The organism is Thauera sp., from assembly GCF_034003485.1.
In the GTDB taxonomy this organism is placed as follows: Bacteria; Pseudomonadota; Gammaproteobacteria; order Burkholderiales; family Rhodocyclaceae; genus Thauera.
Map to the genome: position 1 here is coordinate 115,974 of NZ_JAVEYL010000003.1, position 20,707 is coordinate 136,680.

The 20,707-nt window shown below is 66.8% G+C and carries 23 protein-coding genes; 11 read left to right on the plus strand and 12 right to left on the minus strand.

Annotation, left to right across the window (positions count from 1 at the left end; genetic code table 11):
• Window positions 1–179: 179 nt before the first annotated feature.
• From RBT54_RS02690 to moaE, 5 genes are read left to right on the plus strand one after another with little or no spacing between them, the layout of a single operon-like run.
• Window positions 180–2,141, plus strand: coding sequence for an ATP-dependent DNA helicase (locus RBT54_RS02690; protein WP_320363835.1), 1,962 nt, complete (start codon window positions 180–182; stop codon window positions 2,139–2,141).
• 57 nt (window positions 2,142–2,198) lie between these two features.
• Complete coding sequence (gene mobB, locus RBT54_RS02695) at window positions 2,199–2,705, plus strand: molybdopterin-guanine dinucleotide biosynthesis protein B (RefSeq protein WP_320363836.1); 507 nt, start codon at window positions 2,199–2,201, stop codon at window positions 2,703–2,705.
• The gene (gene glp, locus RBT54_RS02700) at window positions 2,702–3,907 is read left to right on the plus strand and encodes a gephyrin-like molybdotransferase Glp (protein ID WP_320363838.1); all 1,206 of its coding nucleotides are present in this window, start codon (window positions 2,702–2,704) and stop codon (window positions 3,905–3,907) included. The genes mobB and glp overlap by 4 nt, the downstream gene beginning before the upstream one ends.
• A gap of 49 nt (window positions 3,908–3,956) precedes the next feature.
• Complete coding sequence (moaD, locus tag RBT54_RS02705; protein ID WP_320363955.1) at window positions 3,957–4,217, plus strand: molybdopterin converting factor subunit 1; 261 nt, start codon at window positions 3,957–3,959, stop codon at window positions 4,215–4,217.
• A 3-nt stretch (window positions 4,218–4,220) separates the two neighbouring features.
• A complete protein-coding gene (gene moaE / locus RBT54_RS02710) occupies window positions 4,221–4,739 on the plus strand; it encodes a molybdopterin synthase catalytic subunit MoaE (RefSeq protein WP_320363840.1) in 519 nt (172 codons plus the stop codon).
• A gap of 101 nt (window positions 4,740–4,840) precedes the next feature.
• On the opposite strand, the gene RBT54_RS02715 is transcribed toward moaE, so the two are convergent.
• From RBT54_RS02715 to RBT54_RS02730, 4 genes are all read right to left on the minus strand, one after another.
• A complete protein-coding gene (locus RBT54_RS02715) occupies window positions 4,841–5,347 on the minus strand; it encodes a phasin family protein (protein WP_320363843.1) in 507 nt (168 codons plus the stop codon).
• Window positions 5,348–5,584: 237 nt separating this feature from the next.
• On the minus strand, window positions 5,585–6,127 hold the full coding sequence (locus RBT54_RS02720; protein ID WP_320363845.1) for a TPM domain-containing protein: 543 nt from the start codon (window positions 6,125–6,127) through the stop codon (window positions 5,585–5,587).
• Window positions 6,127–7,062 carry a TPM domain-containing protein gene (locus RBT54_RS02725; RefSeq protein ID WP_413788416.1) on the minus strand — a complete coding sequence of 312 codons (936 nt, stop codon included), beginning with the start codon at window positions 7,060–7,062 and terminating at the stop codon, window positions 6,127–6,129. The genes RBT54_RS02720 and RBT54_RS02725 overlap by 1 nt, the downstream gene beginning before the upstream one ends.
• Window positions 7,063–7,183: 121 nt before the next feature.
• Window positions 7,184–7,801, minus strand: coding sequence for a LemA family protein (locus RBT54_RS02730; protein WP_320363847.1), 618 nt, complete (start codon window positions 7,799–7,801; stop codon window positions 7,184–7,186).
• A gap of 147 nt (window positions 7,802–7,948) precedes the next feature.
• On the opposite strand from RBT54_RS02730, the gene RBT54_RS02735 reads away from it, so the two are divergent.
• Window positions 7,949–8,290, plus strand: a complete 342-nt coding sequence (locus tag RBT54_RS02735; protein ID WP_320363849.1) for a DUF2249 domain-containing protein — start codon at window positions 7,949–7,951, stop codon at window positions 8,288–8,290.
• Here RBT54_RS02735 and RBT54_RS02740 read toward each other — a convergent pair.
• A complete protein-coding gene (locus tag RBT54_RS02740; RefSeq protein ID WP_320363851.1) occupies window positions 8,272–8,496 on the minus strand; it encodes a hypothetical protein in 225 nt (74 codons plus the stop codon). The two genes, RBT54_RS02735 and RBT54_RS02740, sit on opposite strands and share 19 nt — an antisense overlap.
• A gap of 13 nt (window positions 8,497–8,509) precedes the next feature.
• On the minus strand, window positions 8,510–9,850 hold the full coding sequence (gene gorA / locus RBT54_RS02745; protein ID WP_320363852.1) for a glutathione-disulfide reductase: 1,341 nt from the start codon (window positions 9,848–9,850) through the stop codon (window positions 8,510–8,512).
• A gap of 248 nt (window positions 9,851–10,098) precedes the next feature.
• Between gorA and RBT54_RS02750 the strand changes: the two genes are divergently transcribed.
• A complete protein-coding gene (locus tag RBT54_RS02750) occupies window positions 10,099–11,910 on the plus strand; it encodes an SLC13 family permease (protein WP_320363854.1) in 1,812 nt (603 codons plus the stop codon).
• Window positions 11,911–11,920: 10 nt separating this feature from the next.
• Here the strand turns inward: RBT54_RS02750 and RBT54_RS02755 are convergent, their stop codons facing one another.
• The 4 genes from RBT54_RS02755 to ppk2 form a co-directional block, all read right to left on the minus strand.
• On the minus strand, window positions 11,921–12,490 hold the full coding sequence (locus RBT54_RS02755; protein ID WP_320363856.1) for a glutathione peroxidase: 570 nt from the start codon (window positions 12,488–12,490) through the stop codon (window positions 11,921–11,923).
• 60 nt (window positions 12,491–12,550) lie between these two features.
• Complete coding sequence (locus tag RBT54_RS02760; protein WP_320363858.1) at window positions 12,551–14,053, minus strand: methyl-accepting chemotaxis protein; 1,503 nt, start codon at window positions 14,051–14,053, stop codon at window positions 12,551–12,553.
• Between the two features lie 284 nt (window positions 14,054–14,337).
• The gene (locus tag RBT54_RS02765) at window positions 14,338–15,012 is read right to left on the minus strand and encodes a hypothetical protein (RefSeq protein WP_320363860.1); all 675 of its coding nucleotides are present in this window, start codon (window positions 15,010–15,012) and stop codon (window positions 14,338–14,340) included.
• 159 nt (window positions 15,013–15,171) lie between these two features.
• A complete protein-coding gene (gene ppk2 / locus RBT54_RS02770) occupies window positions 15,172–16,371 on the minus strand; it encodes a polyphosphate kinase 2 (RefSeq protein ID WP_320363863.1) in 1,200 nt (399 codons plus the stop codon).
• Between the two features lie 196 nt (window positions 16,372–16,567).
• Here ppk2 and RBT54_RS02775 point away from each other — a divergent pair, with 196 nt between their 5' ends.
• On the plus strand, window positions 16,568–17,548 hold the full coding sequence (locus tag RBT54_RS02775; RefSeq protein ID WP_320363865.1) for an alpha/beta hydrolase: 981 nt from the start codon (window positions 16,568–16,570) through the stop codon (window positions 17,546–17,548).
• 20 nt (window positions 17,549–17,568) lie between these two features.
• Here the strand turns inward: RBT54_RS02775 and RBT54_RS02780 are convergent, their stop codons facing one another.
• Together RBT54_RS02780 and xpt are read right to left on the minus strand one after the other, a co-directional pair.
• Window positions 17,569–18,429: an HDOD domain-containing protein gene (locus RBT54_RS02780; RefSeq protein ID WP_320363867.1), complete on the minus strand. Its 861-nt coding sequence runs from the start codon at window positions 18,427–18,429 to the stop codon at window positions 17,569–17,571.
• Between the two features lie 84 nt (window positions 18,430–18,513).
• Entirely contained in the window at window positions 18,514–19,116 is a 603-nt protein-coding gene (gene xpt / locus RBT54_RS02785; protein WP_320363868.1) for a xanthine phosphoribosyltransferase, read from the minus strand.
• A gap of 159 nt (window positions 19,117–19,275) precedes the next feature.
• Between xpt and tadA the strand changes: the two genes are divergently transcribed.
• Genes tadA through RBT54_RS02800 form a run of 3 tightly spaced genes read left to right on the plus strand, consistent with a single transcriptional unit; the run spans window position 19,276 to window position 20,678 of the window.
• Entirely contained in the window at window positions 19,276–19,740 is a 465-nt protein-coding gene (tadA, locus tag RBT54_RS02790) for a tRNA adenosine(34) deaminase TadA (RefSeq protein ID WP_320363871.1), read from the plus strand.
• Window positions 19,741–20,220: a L,D-transpeptidase gene (locus tag RBT54_RS02795; RefSeq protein WP_320363872.1), complete on the plus strand. Its 480-nt coding sequence runs from the start codon at window positions 19,741–19,743 to the stop codon at window positions 20,218–20,220. It begins immediately after the preceding gene.
• On the plus strand, window positions 20,217–20,678 hold the full coding sequence (locus tag RBT54_RS02800; RefSeq protein ID WP_320363874.1) for a GNAT family N-acetyltransferase: 462 nt from the start codon (window positions 20,217–20,219) through the stop codon (window positions 20,676–20,678). Before RBT54_RS02795 ends, RBT54_RS02800 begins: the two co-directional genes overlap by 4 nt.
• Window positions 20,679–20,707 lie beyond the last annotated feature (29 nt).

Sequence of the window (20,707 nt, forward strand, 5' to 3'; positions counted from 1 at the left end):
TGGATCGGTTGGCTGAAGGGGAGGCTGGATTGTCCCGAGTGCAGGTTTCAGGTCCGTGACTGCGGTGTGAAGATCTTTCTCAGCGTGCTTGTCTGCTATGACAAACAACTGGTTCGCGGAGCGCCGCCAGCGAGGCTTGGGGCGCTATACTCCACGGTTTCAACGAGTTTTCAGAGTCGATGTCCGACCCCACTCCGATCTTCGCCGCCGACGGCCCGCTCGCCACCGCGATTCCCGGCTTCCGCGCCCGTCCGCAGCAGATCGAGATGGCGCAGAAGATCGCTGCGGCGCTGCGCGAGAACCGCGTGCTGGTGGCGGAGGCGGGGACCGGTACCGGCAAGACCTTCGCGTATCTGGTGCCGGCGCTGCTGGCTGGCGGCAAGGTCATCATCTCGACGGGCACCAAGACGCTGCAGGACCAGCTCTTCAACCGCGACCTGCCCACCGTGCGCGCAGCACTCAAGGTGCCGGTCACGATCGCGCTGTTGAAGGGCCGCGCCAACTACGTCTGCCACTACCACCTCGAGCGCAACGCGCGCGACGGTCGCTTCCTCACCGCGCAGGACGCCGCCGACCTGCGTGCGATCGCCCGCTTCGCCCAGGTCACGCAGACCGGCGACAAGGCCGAATGCACCGATGTGCGCGAGGACTCGATGGCCTGGATCGCCGCCACCTCGACGCGTGACAACTGCCTCGGCCAGGACTGCCCGAACAAGGAAGAGTGCTTCGTGATGCAGGCGCGGCGCAACGCGATGGACGCCGACGTGGTGGTGGTCAATCACCATCTGTTCTTCGCCGACGTGATGCTGCGCGACGAGGGCATGGGCGAGCTGCTGCCGGCGTGCAACGCGGTGATCTTCGACGAGGCGCACCAGTTGCCCGAGACCGCGAGCCTGTTCTTCGGCGAAAGCGTGTCCACCGCGCAGGTGCTGGAGCTCGCGCGTGACACGCGCTCCGAGACGGTGGCCGCGGCGCGCGACTGCGTGGCGATGATCGACCAGACCCGCAACCTCGAAAAGGCGGCGCGCGACCTGCGCCTGGTGTTCGGTGCCGAGAGCGCGCGGATCTCCGCCGCGCAGGCCGCCGAGCGCGAGAACTTCGACGCCATGGTCGAGGCGCTGGAAAAGGTGCTCGCCGACTTCCAGGCCGTGCTCGACACCCAGGCCGAACGTTCCGAGGGCCTCGGCAACTGCCTGCGCCGCACCGAGGAGATGGCCGAGCGCCTCGCGAGCTGGCGTAACCCGGACGCGAAGGATCTCATCCGCTGGGTCGAGGTCTTTTCCCAGTCGCTGGCGCTCAACGCCACGCCGCTGCATGTGTCGGACGTGTTCAAGCGTCAGCTCGAAGGCCATCCGCGGGCGTGGGTGTTTACGTCCGCCACGCTCGCCGTGGGCAAGGCCGACTTTGGTCATTATTGCCGCGAGCTGGGCCTGGCATGGATGGACCCTCCACCGCTCACCGCGGTGTGGGGCAGCCCCTTCGACTACGCCGAGCAGGCGCTGTTGTATGCGCCCGCCGGCATGCCCGACCCCAACTCACCCGATTACATCGAGCGCGTGGCAAAGGTCGCGCTGCCGTTGATCCGCGCGGCGCGCGGACGCGCCTTCGTCCTGTGTACTTCCCTGCGCGCAATGCGCCGTATCCACGAACTCATCCTCGACGGCCTGCAGCAAAGTGGCGACGACCTGCCAGTGCTGCTCCAGGGTGAGGGCTCGCGCACCGAACTTCTGGAACGCTTCCGGCGCCTGGGCAACGCGGTGCTGGTAGCGAGCCAGAGCTTCTGGGAGGGGGTGGACGTGCCCGGCGATGCGCTGTCGCTGGTGGTGATCGACAAGCTGCCATTCGCGCCGCCTGACGACCCGGTGCTGGCTGCGCGCGTCGAGCACATGCAGAAGCAGGGCCTGAGCCCCTTCGTGCATCACCAGTTGCCGAAGACGGTGATCAACATGAAGCAGGGTGCCGGACGCCTGATCCGCAGTGAGCGCGACCGCGGCGTGCTGTGCATCTGCGACCCGCGCATGATCGAGAAGTCCTACGGCAAGGTCGTCTGGCGCAGCCTGCCGCCGATGCGGCGCACGCGCGCGGAGGCAGATGCAGTGGCCTTCCTGGAGAGCCTTCCGCCGCCGCGGCAGGGCGCCTGAGGGCGGTCTGTTGTATCCTCTCGGGTCACGCATCTCCAACCCGACTGCGGCCTTTCGATGAACGTTTTCGGTTTCGCCGGCTGGTCCGGCTCTGGCAAGACCACCCTGGTGGAAAAGTTGATCCCCGTGTTCACCGCGCGCGGTCTGCGCGTGTCGGTGATCAAGCACGCTCACCACGGTTTCGATCTCGACAAGCCCGGCAAGGACTCCTGGCGCCACCGCGAGGCCGGCGCCACCCAGGTGCTGATGCTGTCCAACGACCGCTGGGTGCTGATGCACGAACTGCGCGGCGCGCCCGAGCCGACGCTGGAAGATCAACTCCGCCTGCTCGAACCCTGCGACCTGGTGCTGATCGAAGGCTACAAGGCCGCCGCCGTGCCCAAGATCGAAATCCACCGCCGGTCGCACGGCAAGCCGCCGCTGTGGCCGGAAAACCCGCACGTGGTCGCGGTTGCCACGGATGCCGGCGACGCTGCCGAGCTCGACTGCCCGCTGCCGTGCCTGCCGCTCAACGAGCCCGGCGCCGTAGCCGATTTCATCCTCGATTATCTGAAGACCCGATGAACGCCAACATGCTTTCCTTCGACGAAGCCTACGAGAAGCTGCTCGGCTTCGTCCGCCCGGTACGCGAGATCGAGCAGGTCGACACGATGTTCGCCGCCGGCCGCGTGCTCGCCGTGGCGCAGCACTCCACGATCAACCAGCCGCCGATGGACAACTCGGGCATGGACGGTTACGCGCTGCGCGCAGCCGACGTCCCCGTGGCCGGCACCCGCCTGCCGGTGAGCCAGCGCATCCCCGCCGGAAACGTCGGCCACGAACTCGCGCCCGGCACCGCCGCGCGCATCTTCACCGGCGCGCCACTACCGCCGGGCGCGGATAGCGTGGTGATGCAGGAGCTGTGCGAGTACGACGGCGACGATGTCATCGTCAACACCGTGCCGCGCCTCGGTGAGGCGGTGCGCAGGATGGGCGAGGACATTGCCGTGGGTGACCTGATCCTGCCCGCGGGCCTGCGCCTGACGCCGCAGGCTGTGGCACTGGCGGCCTCGGTCGGTCTGGCCCAGTTGCCCGTGCTGCGACGGGTCAAGGTGGCGGTGTTCTCCACCGGTTCCGAACTCGTGATGCCGGGCGCGCCGCTGCCGCCGGGCGGCATCTACAACTCCAACCGCTTCATGCTGCGCGGCCTGCTCGCCGCGCTCGGCTGCGAGGTCGAGGATTTCGGCATCGTGCCCGACCGCCTGGACGCCACCCGCGAGGTGCTGCGCCGTGCGGCCGAGGGCCATGACCTCATCCTCACCAGCGGCGGTGTCTCGGTGGGCGAGGAAGACCACGTCAAGCCCGCGGTAGAGGCCGAAGGCAGCCTCGACATGTGGAAGATTGCGATGAAGCCCGGCAAACCGCTGGCTTACGGCCACGTGCATGGCGCCGCCTTCATTGGCCTGCCGGGCAACCCGGTGTCGAGCTTCGTGACCTTCCTGATGATGGTGCGCCCCTTCCTGCTCGCCACCCAGGGCGTGCGCGAGGTGGCGCCGGCGTCGCTGATGCTGCGGGCCGACTTCGACTGGCCCCGGCCCGACCGTCGCCGGGAGTTCCTGCGCGCACGCATGAACGCGCAGGGTGGGGTGGAGTTGTTCGCCAACCAGGGCTCGGCTGCGCTCAACTCCACGGTGTGGGCCAATGGTCTGGTCGACATCCCGGCCGACACGGCGATCGCCCGCGGCGAGGCGGTGCGCTTCCTGCCCTATGGCGATCTGCTGTATTGAGCATGATCGTGGCTTCGTGCCCAAAGAATCGAATACGGATGACCGAGCGATGACGACGAAGGTGAAGGTGCTTTACTTTGCAAGCCTGCGTGAGGCAGTGGGGCGATCGGGTGAAGAGCTCGAATTGCCGGACGAGGTGACCACGGTGGGGGCCTTGCGCGCCCATCTGACTGGCCGCGGCGAAGGCTGGCAGGCCCTCGCGACGGGGCGCAACGTTCGCGCCGCGCTCAATCAATGCATGGTCGGCGCGGACGCGGCGGTTTCGGCTGGCGACGAGGTCGCTTTCTTCCCGCCCGTTACCGGGGGCTGAGCCATGGAGATGCGTTCCGAGGTGAGTGTCCAGGAGACCGATTTCGACGTTGGTGCCGAGATCGGTGCACTGAGCGCCGGCCGCAGCGACGTCGGCGCGGTGGCCAGTTTTGTTGGTCTGGTGCGCGACGTGAACGATGGCAGCGGTGTGCAGGCGATGACGCTGGAGCACTATCCGGGCATGACCGAACGCTCGCTGGTGGATATCGTGGCGCAGGCGAAGGTGCGCTGGTCGCTGCTTGGCGTGCGGGTGATTCACCGCTACGGCCGGCTTGAGCCCACCGATCGCATTGTCTTCGTCGGTGTGGCGAGCAGCCATCGTGGTGATGCGTTCGCTGCCTGCGAGTTCATCATGGATTATCTCAAGACGCGCGCGCCGTTCTGGAAGCGCGAGGAAACGCCGGACGGTGCGCGCTGGGTCGATGCACGCGAAGCCGATGATTCGGCTGCAGCACGCTGGGCGGAAGATGCGGCGACCGATGCAGGCGTCGAAAGCTGGGAGGAGATCGAGCGCCGGCGCTGAGCACGGCGATCGGCTGGCACGTGCAGCGGACCGGTAAACGCGGAACGGCGCCTTGCGGCGCCGTTCGCGTGTGAGCCCTGCGGGCTCAGCGACGGACCGGCTCAGCGACGGCCCTGCGTACCCTGCTGCGTCATGGCCTGAAAGGCCTCGGTCGAAGCACGCGTCATCTGCTCGAAGGCTGCACGGGTGGTGTCCATTGCAGTCTGCATCGCGCCCAGCGCGTTCTGGTCGGAGATCGGCATGCCCTTGAACATCTTCTGCATGGCTTCGAACATGTCGGTGCTGCCGCTGGTCAATTGCTCGCCAACCAGCTTGCCGACTTCGGCCTGGGTCGCGGCGGTGATCTCGGCGATCTGACGGGCACATGCGAGCATCTGCTCGGTGGTGCTCTGCGCGTAATTCGTGCGCAACTCCATCAGACCCTTCGGATCCTTGGCGCTGGACAGCGCCTTCGCGTTCTGAACGCCTTCCTCGAACAGGCGCTTCGCGGTCGTGACCTGGATTTCCATGATGCGCTGCGAATTCTCGATCGACAGCTGAGCCAGCCGCATCGCAGCCTCCAGGTTCTTCTTCTGAAGTTCGTTCATCTGTTCTTGCTTGCTGGCCATAGGGTCCTCTCCACTCGCATTCAATGATTGTCTGGTTTGTTCCGAGCCGGCGGTCGCGCTGCAAGGTTCATGCAGTCCTGCACAACGATGCGTTCAGCGAAATGCCGTCTCACCTTTACAATAGCATAGGTCCCATCGGGCGCCTGACCGGAATGACGGACACAGGTCGACTGGACGCAACTGTGTCGCAGTGCGGCTGCACAGTTGCCGCACTGCGCATGGCGACAGCGTATTCGCTCAGCGGATCGTTGGCCGGTCAGGTAGTCCCGGGTCGGCGCGGGAGGTCACCCCGTCTTCGTGAGCGCAGGGGAAATGCTCGGCCAGCGCTGCGCCCACGACATCCACGGCAGTGCTCAGCCCTTCCTCGATGTGCCCGGCGCGGCAGGCCTGGGCGACGCGCTCGACGAGGGTGTGCCAGTGCGCCTCGTCCGTGCACCGGGCAAGCGCACGGTCGGCGACGATCTCGATGCGATGTTCGGCAAGCAGCAGGTACACGAGTACGCCGTTGTTGTATTCCGTATCCCAGACGCGTTGCTTGCCAAAGAGCGTGACCGCACGGTCGCGCATCACGTCCTCGATCGATTCGCCACGCGCGACGTGTCGCCAAAGGTAGCTGGGGGGGAGGCTGGCCTCGACGCACAGGCAGATCTGGCCGGTGTGTTCCTGCTCGCTCGCGCGCACGCGAGCCTCGAGTCGTCCGATGCCCGCTTCGCCGAGTGCGTGACGTGCATCATCGGCGTCGAGCCAGAGGTGGCGCAGACATCGCAGCAGCAGCTTCATCACCATCCTCCGGATGCGCCGCCGCCGCCGAAGCTGCCGCCACCGCCGGAGCGGAAGCCCCCGCCGCCACTGCGCCCCCCAAGGCCGCCGCGGCCGCCCAGCCCGCCGAAGCCACCGCCGCCGATGATCGGCCCACTGCCGCGGTGTGGTGGTCCGCCGCGGCCGCTGCTGCCGACGCCAAGCGCCAGCACGAACACGACCGCGAGCACGCCGCCGACGACGGCGAGCAGCAGACTGGCGGTCAGCACATGCACGATCAATCCGGTGAGGCCTCCGGTGAGCAGCGAGCCGGGCTTGCGACCGAGCACGCCGATGAGTACGGCGCCGAGCATGGGTACGGCAACGAAAAGCAGGGCGCCGAGATCCTCCAGGTTCATGCCTGCATCCTGCGCTCGGCCTTGCGCGGGAGCGGGGAGTTCTTCGCCACGAACCAGCGCCATGAGCCCGTCCACACCGGCATCCAGTCCGCCTGCAAAGTCGCCGCGCCGGAAGGCGGGCGTGATGATGCCGTCGATGATGCGCCAGGCGGCGAGGTCCGGTACCGCGCCTTCGAGAGTACGCGCGACCTCGATGCGAACCTTGCGATCTTCCTTGGCCACGACGAGCAGGATGCCGTCGCCCACTTCGCGGCGCCCGATCTTCCAGGCGTCCGCGACGCGAAAGGCGAAGGCGGCGATGTCCTCGGGCTGGGTGGTGGGCACCAGCAGGACGACGATCTGGCTGCCGTGTGCCGCTTCGAATGCGGCCAGCTTGTCTTCCAGCGCCTGCTGTTGAGGGGCGCTCAAGGTGCCGCTGCGATCGATGACGCGGGCCGTCAACGCCGGCACCGCCTGGAGTGCTTGGGCGAGCAGCGGGGGAGCGAACAGGGCAGCAGACAACGCGAGCAGCCAGGCGATCAGCACCCTCAGCAGGGCGGTGGCGAGCAGGGGGCGCACGGGAAAGCCTGCTACGCGCCGCCTGGCGTCAGCGCGCCTTTCGCGGGCAAACGCGCTTCCGCCGGGCGGGCGACTGCAAGCCGCGCGGCACGGGATCGAAGGGCTTGGCGACATGCGGGCGTCAGCGCTTGTCCTGAGTGCCGAAATCCACCCGCGGCGGCGCGGAGATCTCGGCTTCATTGGCGACGGTGAAACCGGCCTTCGGCTTGTAGCTGAAGATCATCGCCGTGAGGTTGCTCGGGAAGCTGCGCGTGAGCACGTTGTAGGCCTGCACGGACTCGATGTAGCGGTTGCGGGCCACGGTGACGCGGTTCTCGGTGCCTTCGAGCTGCACGCGCAGATCCTGGAAGCCCTGGTTGGCCCTCAGGTTGGGGTAGTTCTCGGACACGGCGAGCAGGCGCGACAGGGCGCTGCCGAGTTGCCCTTGTGCCTGCTGGAAGCGCTCCATCGCCTGCGGGTCGTCGAGCATCTCGGGTGTGACCTGGATCGCGGTCGCACGCGAACGCGCCTCGATCACGCGGCTCAGGGTCTCCTGCTCGAAGTTCGCCTCGCCCTTGACCGTCTCCACCAGGTTGGGGATCAGGTCGGCGCGACGCTGGTACTGGTTCAGGACCTCGGCCCAGGCGGATTTCGTCTGTTCGTCGAGGCGCTGGAAATCGTTGTAACCGCAGCCGGACAGCGTGAGCGCGGCGGCTACGGCCAGGGCGATGGTGAAGTGGCGGCTAAGGGCTGCGAACATGGTGTTCTCCGGATCATGCTGTCGTTATAGCGCGCACTGTAGCAGCGCGAGGGGCGTTTTTGTTCTTCCTCAAGGATTCGGCAAGACGCCGCATCTAAGCTGCGCAGGCTGCGATTCCGGCCGCAGAACGAGACCGGAGCCCATCCGATGGAAGAGATCACGATGTCCGAGAATACTGTTCACCCCTTTGATGCGCGTGGCGTTGCCAAGCGTTTCCGCCATGCCGCGATCTTCGGTGCGCTCGAGTCGCTCGATGACGGTGAGGTCATGCGCTTCGTCAACGACCACGACCCGCTGCCGCTGCTGGGCCAGATCCAGCAGCGCTACGGCAACCAGGTCGGCATCAATTACGTTGCGCGCGAGCCGGGCAACATCGTCATCGACTTCATGATCCAGCTCGGCGCGCCCGCCACGGCAGGTGCTCCGGCTGCAGCAGCGGCCGCCGTGGGTGGCTGCGGCGGCGGCGGCGGTCACGGCTGCTGCTCCTGAGTCTTCGCATACTTGCGAAAGACCGCGCGGGCGTCAGCCTGCGCGCGCTCCAGCGTGCATATCGACGGGTCGTCGTCGTGCCCGCTGAAGAAGTCGTCCGCCTGGGCGGCCATCACCAGTTTGATGGCCGCCTCTTCGCTTTGATCGTAGTGCTCGTAGAGCAGGGTGGTGACTTCGTCGAGGTGTTGTTCATAGGTCATCGGCATTGCAGGCTCTCCCTTAGCGCATGGTCACGAATTCTTCGGCGCTGGTCGGATGGATCGCGATCGTGTCGTCGAAATCCGTCTTGCGCGCCCCCATCTTCACCGCCACCGCAAAGCCCTGCAGCATCTCGTCCGCGCCCTCGCCGATCACGTGGGCTCCGACGATGCGTTCGTCCGCGCCCGCACACACCAGCTTCATCGCCGTCTTCGGGCGGTGCTCCGTGAGGGCGTGGTACATGCCGGTGAAGCGCGTGGTGTAAACCTTCACGTCCGCGTGACGGCTGCGCGCCTCGTCCTCGGTGAGCCCCACGGTACCGATCGGCGGGTGGCTGAAGATCACGGTCGGGATGGTGTCGTAGTCGAGCTTGCTGTCGGGCTGGTTCAGGAACAGGCGCGCGGCGAGCCGGCGGCCGGCGGCAATCGCGACCGGGGTCAGCTCGGCGCGGCCGGTGATGTCGCCGATGGCGTAGATCCCCGCAACGTCGGTGTTCTGGAAGGCGTCGGTGGCGATCACACCCTTAGCGTCGACGGCGAGACCGGCGGCGACGAGGTTCAGGTCGTCGGTGTTGGCGCGGCGGCCGGTGGCCCACACCAGGGCATCCGCTTCGCGCGTGTTGCCGTCGCTGCATGCGATGCGCAGTGCGCCGCTGGCATGGCGCGTGACACCGCGCACCTCGGTGCCGAAGTTCAGGCGCACGCCGTCTTCCTGCATCTGCGTCATCAGCTCGTCGCGCAGCAGGGTGTCGAAGGGGCGCAGCAGGTGCGAACCACGGACCAGCATGCTCACCTCGCTGCCCAGGCCGTTGAACACCCCTGCCAGCTCGACCGCGATATAGCCTGCTCCCACCACCGCAACACGGCGCGGCTGTTCCTCCAGTGCGAAGAAGCCGTCGGAGTCGATGCCCAGGTCCGCCCCCGGAATGTCCGGCACCAGTGGCCGCCCCCCGGTGGCGATGACGATGTGTGGTGCGCTGAAGCGCTCGCCATCCACCTCGATGGTGTGCGCATCGACGAACCGGGCAAAGCCGCGCACGACATCGACGCTGGCCTTCTCGAGCATGTTGGCGTAGATGCCGTTGAGGCGCGTGATGTAAGCGTCGCGGCGGGCCTTGAGTGTGCTCCAGTCGAAGCCCGCTTCGCCAACGGCAAAGCCGTAGCCGGGCGCATCACGCAGGGTCTGGGCGATGTTCGAGGCGTACCACATCACTTTCTTGGGGACGCAGCCCACGTTGACGCAGGTGCCGCCGAGGCGGGCCGCCTCCACCACCAGTGCGCGCGCGCCGTATTCGGCTGCGCGCCGCGCTGTGGCGACGCCGCCACTGCCACCGCCGATTGCGATGTAGTCGTAGGTCTTCATGATGTGCTCCGATGCCGGTGATTCTCTGGAACCGATCTCCGTGACGTTCTGGAGTTCGGGGAAAGCTGCATTTTCGCCCGCCTAGGCATGCTTTTGGGCGTCGGTTTCGCGAAGGCGGGCAGGGCTGAGTTTGGCGGCTCCCACCGAGCTCGATCCTGAGAATAAAGAGATAACTTTATATTCTTTTGAGCTCTTAAAGGGCTGGTTTATCGTACTGCGACGCCAATTTCGCACTGCAGCACGAAACCATGATCCTCCCCGAAAGTGTCCATGCCCTGATCGTCGGCCTCGTTCTGGTCGGGCTGTTCGTCACTTTCATGCGCGAGTGGGTCAAGCCCGACGTTGCGGTCATTGCCGCAGTGGCGCTGCTGCTGGCACTGGGCCTGCTCACTCCGGCGAAGGTGCTCGGCGTGTTCAGTAACAGCGCGCCGATCACCATCGTCTGCCTGTTCATCATCAGCGGTGCGCTCGGGCGTACCGGCTGTGTCGACCGACTCGGCGAATGGATCGGTAATCTCGCCGGCCACAGCGAACGCCGCCTGTTGCTGGCAATGCTGCTGGTCGGGGTCTGCGTGTCGCCCTTCATCAATAACACACCGGTCGTCATGGTGATGATTCCGGCCGTGATTGCGCTGGCCGGGCGCTTTGCGGTGGCGCCCTCGCGGCTGCTGATTCCGCTCTCCTACGCCACCATCCTCGGTGGGCTGGTGACGATGGTCGGCACCTCGACCAACATCCTCGTCGATGGGGTGGCGCGCGACATGGGGCTGGCGCCGTTCTCGATGTTCGAGATCACCGCGCCGGCAGCCGTGATGGCGGTGATCGGTTGCGCATTCATGTTCGCCTTCGCGCAGCGCTTCCTGCCGGTGCGCGAGACCCTGACGCAGCAGTTCAGCGGCAGCGGCGACCGGCTGTTCATGACCGAACTTTTCGTGCCAGAGGACTCGCGCCTGGCCGGGCGCACGCTCAAGGAGGCGCGGCTGTCGAATGGCGTCATCAAGGTGCTGAAGCTGTTCCGCGCCGAGGACGAGATTTCCGCGCCGGCGCCCGAAACCCGGCTCGAGGTCGGCGACCGGTTGATCGTGCATACGCGCAGCAGCGCAATGGTGGATCTGCGCAGCACCGATCTCGTGGGCCTGCGCGTGCAGGCGCCCGCGGCGGTCGACCCGCACGATCTGGAAACCTTGCGCAAGCGCGACGTCGTGATCGTCGAGGCGCTCGTGGGCCAGACCTCACGCTACGTCCAGCGCCCGATCCGCGACCTCGACCTTGCCGCGCGCTATGGCATCCACCTGATCGCCGTGCATCGGCGCAATGCCTCGATCCCCGACGTGGGCGACGATTTCCAGCTCCAGTTCGGTGACGTGCTGCTGGTTGAAGGCACGCCCACGCAGATCAAGCGCTTCTGCGACAACGGCGACCTGTTCGCGATCACCGACGGCAAGGTCAGTGCCACCCGCAGCACCAAGGCGCCGCTCGCGCTGGCCACCATCGCCGGGGTGATGCTGCTGGCCGCCTTCAATGTCATGCCGATCGAGGGGCTGGCGATCATCGGCGCGGCGATCGTGCTGGTCACCGGCTGCATCCGCCCGGATGAAGCCTACAAGTCGGTGGAGTGGCCGATCATCGTCCTCATCTTCGGCATGCTGGCGGTCAGTATCGCGATGCGCGATTCCGGCCTTGCGGCATTGATGGCAGGCAGCCTGGTGACGGTCGGGGAGGGGCTCTCGCCCTGGATGATGCTGTCGTTGGTGATCCTGATGACCTCGATCGCGACCGAGTTCGTCAGCAACAACGCGGTCGCGGTGCTATTCACCCCGATCGTCATTGGTGTCGCCCAGCACCTGGGCGTGGATCCGCGGCCTTTCGTGGTCGGGGTGATGTTCGCGGCGAGTGCCAGCTTCGCGACCCCGATCGGCTACCAGACCAACACCCTGGTGTATAGCGCAGGCAACTATCGCTTCTCGGATTTCGCGCGGCTGGGAATTCCGATGAACCTGATCGTGTGGGCAGCGGCCAGTGTGCTGATCCCGCTTTTCTGGCCGCTGCGCGCGCTGTGAGCAGGGCGGTTCAAAGCACCTGCTCGATCGCCTTGAGCACCTCTGGCGCGTCGGGTTTGACGCGACTCGGGAAGGCAGCGACCACACGGCCGTTGCGGTCGATGACGTACTTGTGGAAGTTCCAGTCGGGCGCCGACGACTGGCGCGCGATCTCGCGGAACAGGGGGTGCGCCTTGTCCCCGGTGACCGCGACCGGCGCGAACATGTCGAAGGTGACGCCGAAGTTCTCAAAGCACACTTCGGCGGTCTTGGATTCGTCGGCAGCCTCCTGGCGGAAATCATCGGACGGGAAGCCGGCGACCTTAAGGCCGCGGTCCTTGTATTTCTGATGGACCGCTTCGAGTTCGCGGAACTGGCGGGTGAAACCGCAGTGGCTGGCGGTGTTGACCACCAGCACCGGCTGTCCGCCAAAGCGCTCGCCGAGCTTGACGACCTCGTCCGCATGCAGGCGACGCAATTCATGGCCGGCGCCCTCGCCGTAAAGTGCGTTGCCCCCGGCGTCCGGGTCGGCTAGGGCAGGAGCACACGAGGCCATCAACGCAACAGGCAGGAGAAGGCGGCGGAAAGTGTCATGCAGCATGGTCAGGTCTCCGGTTGGGATGGCGGATAGACCGTAACCTGCGCCGCCGGTTCGCCCGTCTCAGGCAACGCGGAAGTTGCCGACCGCCTGTGAAAGCTCGCGGGCGGTTCGCTCCAGCGTGTCGACCTCGCTGGCGACGAAATTCGCCGAGGCCTCGGTCTCGTCGGCGAGGCTGGCCACCGACTCGACCGCAGCGGCAATCTGGCGCGCAGCCGTGCTCTGTTCGCCCAGACTTGCGGCGATCGCACCGAAGACGTATTCGACGCGGTCGGCGTCGTCGGTGATGCGCCCGATCGATGCGCCTGCCTCGGCGGCAAGGCCGGAGCCCTTTCCAACGCGCTCGACGGCCGACTCGATGTTCGCCAGCGCCTGCGTCTTGCTCGACTGAATGTCGTCGATCATGCTGGCGATCTCCTCGGTCGCGGCAGAGGTGCGCTCGGCGAGCTTGCGCACTTCGTCGGCGACCACCGCGAAGCCGCGACCCTGCTCGCCGGCGCGCGCAGCCTCGATGGCGGCATTGAGTGCGAGCAGGTTGGTCTGGCCTGCAATGTCCTTGATCAGACCGACGACTTCGGCGACACGGTCGGACTGATTGCCGAGTTCCTCGACGCTGGCAGCCGAATGCTGAATGGTGCCGGCGATGCCGGTGATTTCGTCGATTGCGGCCTTTACGATGCCAGCGCCCTTGCGTGCAGAGGACCCCGAGTCGGCGGCCAGCGTCCGCGCCTGCTCCGCGTCGGCTGCCAGGCGCGCCATCTCGCCGGTGAGTGCGTCGACCGAAGCCGAGATGTTGCCCGTTGCTGCGCGCTGCTGGCGCATGCGTTCGGCGGCAACGCCGGAATGATGATCGAGCGCCTGCGCACTGCTGGCCACCGCCTGCGTCTCGCGGTTGAAGCGCTCGAGCGTGCCAGCGAGCTTGGCCTGCATGTCGATCACCGAGCGCAGCAGGACCGAGCCGTCGTCGCGGCCGTCGATGGGACGCAGGTCACCCTCCCCGATGCGGGCGGCGAGTAGTCCGACGCGCGCCGAAACCACCGCCTCCTGCTCGAGACGCAGCGCCATGTAGATCAGCATTCCGGCTTGCACGACGACATAGGCGGCATGGGCTAGAACGCGTGCGATTGACGGCCCGTCATCGAATACATAAACGCCCCAGTTGAGGGCTTGCAAGTAGTTGAAGGCGAGGTGGTGCACCGCGATCAGCACGGCAGCCAGCACGATCGGGCGCCAGTCGCGGTAGTAGAGGAGGAAGGCGAGGAGTACGAAGATGCTGAAGTGGGCCTCGATGACGCCTCCGAACTGCTGGATGGTCAGTGCGGCGAACACCATGAAGGCGGCCGCGATGGCCGACCGCGACAGCACAGACCCCGGGTTGAGCGAGACCAGCGCCGCCGGCACCAGCAGCGCGGGCAGACCTATAGCGACGCCGACCAGCCAGGTGTCGGTGTAGGCTGCGATGCCCAGCGTCAACAGGAAATGAACGCCCAGGAACGCGAGCATCAGTCGGTCGGCGGCCGCACGGAAGGCGTGCAGGGCATCAGGGTGGTCGTGGGGCCTGGGCATGAGGTTTTCCTGGTTTCGGTCGTGTCCGGCTTCAGCGCACGACGCACACATCGGCGGGCGGGGCGGTGAGGGCATGCCAGCCCAGCACCGCCCCGCTGTACGCGATCCAGAACGCGAGCGCGACCCAGCCCAGGCGACGGCGAACGACAAAGCCCCGTTCCTCTTGCGAGGAGCGGGGCTGCCTGCGGGTGTGTGCGTCCTGCGTTCGAGCGCTCAACATGCGTAGAGTGAACGGCAGTTGATACCGAAACTTTAGCCCGCTCGAGCGCGACGAGGATGAAGGTTTACATCCGGTTCAGGTCCTCGAGTGCATCGACCACGATCCCGCTGCCAACCGCAATCAAGAGGATGTCGGCCGCGACGCGCACATAGCGGTGACCTTCGGGCGGCATGCCGAAGCGCAGCACGACGTCGCGGGGTGCGTCGTAGTAGATCACGTTGCGCGCCAGGGGCTGGCCGATCCGCCATTTCTTGGCCTGGCCCGGCGGCATGCAGCCATTACGCTTCTTGGCGAGTCCCGGCGGGCAGTGCCCGGTCTGGTAGCGTTCGCCGTAGTAGCTGCGCACGACCTCGCGGTGGCGCTCGGTGAAGTAGGCGCCGGCCCTTGGCCCGCCGTCACGTCCGTTGCGGTAGTCGCCGTCGCGGTCACGATCGTGGCGCGTGTTTCGATCGCGATCGTCATCACGGTCGCGGTTCCGGTCGCGATTGTCGCCACGCGCGTCGCGACGGTCGGCGTCGTCCTTGCGATCGCGCTGTTCTGCACGCTGCTTGTCTCGGCGATCGTCGTCGCGGCGATCGTCTTTTGCGCCTTGGCCACGATCGCCCGGCCCCGCCTGCTGGCGATCGGGCTTGCCGCCGCCCGCGTGCGGGGGCTTCTCGGCCAGCGCCGGTGTGGCCAGCAAGGTGCCGGCCAGCGCCAGTGCCAGCACGGTCATGGTTTTCGAACGAAGCTTTGCCATTGCGAGTTCTCCCTTTATGTCGTTATGCCGGCCACGCTCGGTCGGACCTGATTGCAGTCTAGGCATTCCCGCCGCCCGGGACGGCTGCCGCTTACGACTTGTCACCGCAGGCGGCAGATTGATTCGAAAAACTCGCCTGTCGGCGGGTTCGTCAGTGACTCAAAGCAGCGGCACCGCGTCCTTCTCGCCGCGTTCGTACACCACGTTCGCGCGCCCGACCAGCAGCGGGTCGAGCGGACCGATGCGCTCGATGTCCTTGTTGGTGTAGGGCAGCTTGTGCAGGACGTAGCGCAGGGCATTGAGGCGCGCGCGCTTCTTGCAATCGGACTTGACCACTGTCCACGGCGAATCGGCGGTGTCGGTGTAGAAGAACATCGCCTCCTTGGCCTTGGTGTAGTCATCCCATTTGTCGAGTGACGCCAGATCGATCGGCGACAGCTTCCACTGCTTGAGCGGATGTGACTCGCGCTCCTTGAAGCGGCGGCGCTGCTCATCGCGGCTCACCGAGAACCAGAACTTGATCACGTGGATACCGCTTCGGACCAGGTTGCGCTCGAACTCGGGTACCTGGCGCATGAATTCGTTGTAGTCGTCGTTGCTGCAGAAGCCCATGACGCGCTCGACGCCGGCGCGGTTGTACCAGGAGCGGTCGAACAGCGCGATCTCGCCAGCGGTAGGCAGGTGCTGGATGTAGCGCTGAAAGTACCACTGGCCGCGCTCGATCTCGGAGGGTTTTTCCAGCGCCACCACGCGCGCACCGCGCGGGTTGAGATGCTCCATGAAGCGCTTGATGGTGCCGCCCTTGCCGGCGGCGTCGCGGCCTTCGAACAGGATCACCACGCGTTGCCCGGTATCCTTGACCCAGGCCTGCAGCTTCAGCAGCTCGACCTGCAGCCGGTATTTCTGCTTTTCGTAGCTCTTGCGCGACATCAGGTTGCGGTAGGGGTAGCCGCCCTGGCGCCAGTCGGCCGCCAGCTCGTCGTCCGGATTGGTGGCGTCGGTCGCGGTGCCGGCGTCGGCGCGCAGCAGGGCGCGGCGCAGCACATGGATGTCGTCGGGCGACGCCCCCGCCAGGATCGCCTCGAGCGCGCGGGCCGCGTGCTCGGTGGCGCGTCCGGCCTCGGTCTTGAGGATGTCGGTGACGGCGACCAGCTTGGAGTCCTCTGCAGCGGAGATGGCCTGCTCGATCTCGAAGCGTTCTATGCCATCGGCGCTCAGGTCGGGGGCGGTGTCTCCTTCGCGCGTGCGGCGGCTTGCTGCCTTGGCGCGGGTGGCTTTTCGCTTACCAGCCGGAGTCACCGCAGCAGGGGCTTGGGCCGTGGGGTTGGCGGAGGGTTGGAGGTCTTCTGCCTTGCTCATTAGGGTTCTCCTTTCACATATCTGCAGTTTAATCCTGGTGCCTGCACAACGCGCTCGTGAGCGCTCCCCCGCGGCATCGCGTTGCCTCATCGCTCACGGGGGCGATGCTTGAATACCCGCCGCGCGGCGAAGGAAAGCTAGAATTGCCGCCCAACCAGACCAACAGGCGGGTCCCACCCGTTCGCTCGCTGCTCATATGCCCCTGACTCCCGAAGCCCGCTCCTTGCTGGACATGGCGTACCGGATCGGCGCGCCACGCTTTCACCAGCTGTCCGAAGCCCAGGCTCGCCACTCCTTTGAAAAGCTGCAGTTTGCCTTTCGTCCCGAAACCCCGGCCGTGGCCTCGACCACCGAGGTGCCGATTCCGCGACCGGACGGCACGGCCCTGCTGGCCCGTTACTACCGGCCGCTGTCGAGTCACCTCGGCGAGTGTCTGCCCCTGCTGATTTTTTTCCATGGCGGCGGTTGGTGCGTCGGCGATGTGGCGAGCTACGACGTGGTCTGCCGGGAACTGGCCAACGCCTCGCGGTGCGCGGTGCTGTCGGTGGAATACCGGCTCGCGCCCGAACATCCGTTCCCGGCTGCGCTCGACGATGCGCGCCTTGCGTTTGAATGGGCTGTGGACCAGGCCGACCTGCTGGGCGTGGATGCGGCCCGGATCGCGCTCGGCGGCGACAGTGCGGGCGGCAACCTGTCGATCGTCACCGCGCTCGCGTTGCGCGCGGCCGAGGCGCAGCCCCGCTTCCTGATGCTGGTCTATCCGAGCACCGAGATCTGCAGCGAACGTGGCTCGCGTGAGCGCTACGCCGAGGGCTTTTTCCTCGATCGCGGGACGCTGCAGTGGTTTTTCGAGCGCTATCTGCCGGCGGGTAATACAGAGGACTGGCGTGCGTCACCGATGCGCGCGGCCTCGCTCGCCGGGCTGCCGCCGATGCTGGTCGTCGGTGCCGAGTTCGATCCGCTGGTGGACGATTGCGAGGCCTTCGCTGCGCGGGTCGCGGCCGAAGGAGGCGACGTCACCTACCACGCCTTCGCGGGCGTGGTGCATGGCTTCCTCACGCTCGGGAAGGTGTTTCCCGAGGCGCATCAGGCGGTCGAACTGTGCGCGCGCGAACTGCGCCGCCACCTGCGCGGCGAAGCTGACGAAGGCGCGCCTGACCGGGCGGTCGGCATCTAGTCTCAGCCGCCGGTCCGCCTTCAGTCGCAGGCGGCGGCGATGAGCTCGTGGCGCGTGTCGCGGGCGGTGTCGATCAGGGCCTGGAAGGCCTCACGGTCGAGGTCGCCAAGGCTGGCTGCGAGCATTTCCGGACGACGTTTGATGCCGAGCAAGGTGTCGAAGGGGTTGGGGGCCTCGGCCGCCAGCGTGGCGAGGACTATCAGGTCGCTCATGGTTTCGGGCGGCCATTCGGTGTGCGCAGTCGGGTCGGCCGTGCAGGCGTCGATAATGGTTTCCGGCAGGTCGAAGGCCTCGAGCACCGCGGTGCGCACGGGTTCGTCCCACAGCGCCACGACTTCGGCAAAGCGCGGCATGTCGCCCTCCAGCGCCGGATAGCGCGCGGCGCGGGCGAGCAGGTAGAACTGGCCGATGTCGAGCATCAGGCCGGCAAGCATGGCGCCATCGGGGTTGGGACGGTCGCGCTCGCGGGCGAATGCGAATGCCCATGACGCGACGTCGATCGCGTGCATCCACAGCCCGGTGGCGACCAGGCGCATCTGCCGCGAGCGGTGATCGCGCGCGAGCTGCTCGGCGGCGACCGCAAACGCGAGGCAACGCAGCGTCGATAGCCCGACGCGGGTGATCGCGTCCTTGAGGCTGCTGATCTCGCCGCGATAGGGGTTCATCGACAGCGTGTTCGCCATGCGGATCACCTTCGCGGCCAGCACCGGCTCGGCCTTCACCGCATTGGCGATGTCGGCGAGCGAGCTGTCGGGGTTGTCCGCCAGTTTCTTGATGCGCAGCGACAGGTCGAAAACGGTGGGGAAACTAAGCACGCCGTCGCGCAGTTCCTGCTCGACCTGCTCGGCGAATGCGTCAATCTGGGACTGGAACTCTTCCATGGCGGCTGTCCGTTCGTTCGAAGCGAGCAGTCTAAGCACGCGCGTCGGTCGCTGCGCGTGCAAATCCCACGCTCCTGCGCATGTTCAGGGCTGGGTAAGCGCCACGCGACCGTTCTCCAGCGCCTCGACCTGGGCCAGGGTGCACACCGGGACGCCGAGTGCCTCGATGGTCGCGTGGCCCTTCTTGAAGCGCTTCTCGACGATGAAGCTCGCGCACAGCACGGTCGCGCCCGCCTCGCGCGCCATCTCGACCAGCGCAACCGCGGTGCGGCCGTTGGACAGGAAGTCGTCGACGATCACCACCCGGTCCGTGGGCACGATGTAGCGTTGCGACAGCACGAGCTTGGTCTCGCCGCCCTTGGTGGGCGAAGGGATCACGCGCGCGATCGCGGGTGATTCCACCTCCGGAGCGTACTTCTTCGCGTATACCAGCGGCACGTTCAGCGCCTGTGCCACCACCAGCCCGGGTGCGATGCCGCTGGCTTCGGCGGTGAGGATGACGGTGGGCTCGAACTGCGCCAGGCGCCTGGCCAGCTCCTGCCCCATCTCGGTGATGAAGCTGGGCTCGATGCGGTGGTTGAGGAAGTGGTCGATCTTCAGGATCTGGTCGCCGATGACGGTGGCTTCGGCTTCGATGCGACGCACCAGCGGCGCATAGGGGCGGATGAGGGAGAGATCGACGTTCATGCGCAAGTCCGTAAACGAAAACGCCCCCTGGGCCGGGGGCAGGTCGCGCGGATTCTAGCCCAAGCCGCCGTGGGAGGGCAGGGCGGCGGCGCGGTCGATGGGCGCGGCCCGGATGCGCGTTCGGGCTAGAATCGAGGTCATTCAAGGACGACTGCAGCAATGAACGACGAAGACTACATGCGCGCGGCCCTCGAGCAGGCGCGCCAGGCCGGGGCCTGCGACGAGGTGCCGGTGGGCGCCGTGGTGGTGCTCGACGGCGAGATCGTCGGCCGCGGCTTCAACCAGCCGATCGGCCGCCACGACCCTACCGCCCATGCCGAGATCATGGCCCTGCGCGATGCTGCGGCGCGACTCGGCAACTATCGCCTGCCCGGTTGCGCGCTCTACGTGACCCTCGAGCCCTGCGTGATGTGCAGCGGCGCCATCATGCATGCGCGCATCGCACGCGTCGTCTATGGCGCTCGCGATCCCAAGACCGGCGTCGCCGGCAGCGTGCTCGACCTCTTTGCCGAGACGCGGCTCAATCACCACGCCAGCATCGAGGGCGGGCTGCTCGCCGACGATTGCGGGCGCATGTTGTCGAGCTTCTTCGCCGCGCGGCGCAGCAAGACCCTGGTGGCCTGAATGCGGGTGCGCGTGGATATCGGTCAGCAGATGCTGTTGCTGTTCGGCGAGGACGGCGCCTGCATCCGCCGCTACCCGGTGTCGACCGCGGCGAATGGCGTGGGCGAGGAATCCGGCAGTTATTGCACGCCGCGCGGCCGCCACCGCATCCGCGCCCGGATCGGCGCCGGCGCGCCCTGCGGCGCGGTGTTCCGCGGCCGGCGGCCGACCGGGGAAGTGTGGAGCGCGGAATTCGCCGCCGCGCACCCGGGCAAGGACTGGGTGCTGACGCGCATCCTGTGGCTGTGCGGCGAGGAGTCCGGGCGCAATCGCGGCGGGCGTGTCGATTCGATGCGGCGCTACATCTACATCCACGGCACCGGCGACGACCAGCCGATGGGCGTGCCGCGCTCGCATGGCTGCGTGCGCATGCGCAACCGCGACATCATCGAACTGTTCGAACTGCTGCCCGTGGGGACCGAAGTGGAGATCGTCGAATGAGTGAGCAGCACCAGACCTCGCCACGGAGCAACGCGCCGGAAGTACGTGTAGAGATTGCCGACTGGGCGCGGGCCGAGGCGCAGGTGATGCCGCTGCGCATGGCGGTGTTCGTGGTGGAGCAGGGCGTGCCTGAGGACATCGAGCGCGATGACTTCGATGCCGTGAGCCGTCACGCGATCGCCCGCGACGAGGCCGGTGCGGTGGTGGCGACCGGCCGCCTGCTGCCCGATGGCCACATCGGGCGCATGGCGGTGACCGCGCCGCTGCGCGGCAAGGGCGTCGGCGGTGCCGTGCTCGAAGCGCTGGTCGCGGAGGCGGTGCGCACAGGACTCGTCGAGGTTGCGCTCAATGCGCAGGTGCGTGCGCTCGCCTTCTACCGTCGCCATGACTTCGACGAGTATGGCGAGGTCTTCATGGAGGCGGGCATTCCCCACCGGGCGATGCGTCGGACGCTGTAGCGGACGGGGCGCCGATCGGGGGGCGACCG

Excerpts from the sequence above, each read along its gene's own strand:
- RBT54_RS02690 (WP_320363835.1), top strand. The coding sequence starts at position 180 with ATGTCCGACCCCACTCCGATCTTCGCCGCCGACGGCCCGCTCGCCACC.
- mobB (WP_320363836.1), top strand. The coding sequence starts at position 2,199 with ATGAACGTTTTCGGTTTCGCCGGCTGGTCCGGCTCTGGCAAGACCACC.
- glp (WP_320363838.1), top strand. The coding sequence starts at position 2,702 with ATGAACGCCAACATGCTTTCCTTCGACGAAGCCTACGAGAAGCTGCTC.
- moaD (WP_320363955.1), top strand. The coding sequence starts at position 3,957 with ATGACGACGAAGGTGAAGGTGCTTTACTTTGCAAGCCTGCGTGAGGCA.
- moaE (WP_320363840.1), top strand. The coding sequence starts at position 4,221 with ATGGAGATGCGTTCCGAGGTGAGTGTCCAGGAGACCGATTTCGACGTT.
- RBT54_RS02715 (WP_320363843.1), bottom strand. The coding sequence starts at position 5,347 with ATGGCCAGCAAGCAAGAACAGATGAACGAACTTCAGAAGAAGAACCTG.
- RBT54_RS02720 (WP_320363845.1), bottom strand. The coding sequence starts at position 6,127 with ATGAAGCTGCTGCTGCGATGTCTGCGCCACCTCTGGCTCGACGCCGAT.
- RBT54_RS02730 (WP_320363847.1), bottom strand. The coding sequence starts at position 7,801 with ATGTTCGCAGCCCTTAGCCGCCACTTCACCATCGCCCTGGCCGTAGCC.
- RBT54_RS02735 (WP_320363849.1), top strand. The coding sequence starts at position 7,949 with ATGGAAGAGATCACGATGTCCGAGAATACTGTTCACCCCTTTGATGCG.
- RBT54_RS02740 (WP_320363851.1), bottom strand. The coding sequence starts at position 8,496 with ATGCCGATGACCTATGAACAACACCTCGACGAAGTCACCACCCTGCTC.
- gorA (WP_320363852.1), bottom strand. The coding sequence starts at position 9,850 with ATGAAGACCTACGACTACATCGCAATCGGCGGTGGCAGTGGCGGCGTC.
- RBT54_RS02750 (WP_320363854.1), top strand. The coding sequence starts at position 10,099 with ATGATCCTCCCCGAAAGTGTCCATGCCCTGATCGTCGGCCTCGTTCTG.
- RBT54_RS02755 (WP_320363856.1), bottom strand. The coding sequence starts at position 12,490 with ATGCTGCATGACACTTTCCGCCGCCTTCTCCTGCCTGTTGCGTTGATG.
- RBT54_RS02760 (WP_320363858.1), bottom strand. The coding sequence starts at position 14,053 with ATGCCCAGGCCCCACGACCACCCTGATGCCCTGCACGCCTTCCGTGCG.
- RBT54_RS02765 (WP_320363860.1), bottom strand. The coding sequence starts at position 15,012 with ATGGCAAAGCTTCGTTCGAAAACCATGACCGTGCTGGCACTGGCGCTG.
- ppk2 (WP_320363863.1), bottom strand. The coding sequence starts at position 16,371 with ATGAGCAAGGCAGAAGACCTCCAACCCTCCGCCAACCCCACGGCCCAA.
- RBT54_RS02775 (WP_320363865.1), top strand. The coding sequence starts at position 16,568 with ATGCCCCTGACTCCCGAAGCCCGCTCCTTGCTGGACATGGCGTACCGG.
- RBT54_RS02780 (WP_320363867.1), bottom strand. The coding sequence starts at position 18,429 with ATGGAAGAGTTCCAGTCCCAGATTGACGCATTCGCCGAGCAGGTCGAG.
- xpt (WP_320363868.1), bottom strand. The coding sequence starts at position 19,116 with ATGAACGTCGATCTCTCCCTCATCCGCCCCTATGCGCCGCTGGTGCGT.
- tadA (WP_320363871.1), top strand. The coding sequence starts at position 19,276 with ATGAACGACGAAGACTACATGCGCGCGGCCCTCGAGCAGGCGCGCCAG.
- RBT54_RS02795 (WP_320363872.1), top strand. The coding sequence starts at position 19,741 with ATGCGGGTGCGCGTGGATATCGGTCAGCAGATGCTGTTGCTGTTCGGC.
- RBT54_RS02800 (WP_320363874.1), top strand. The coding sequence starts at position 20,217 with ATGAGTGAGCAGCACCAGACCTCGCCACGGAGCAACGCGCCGGAAGTA.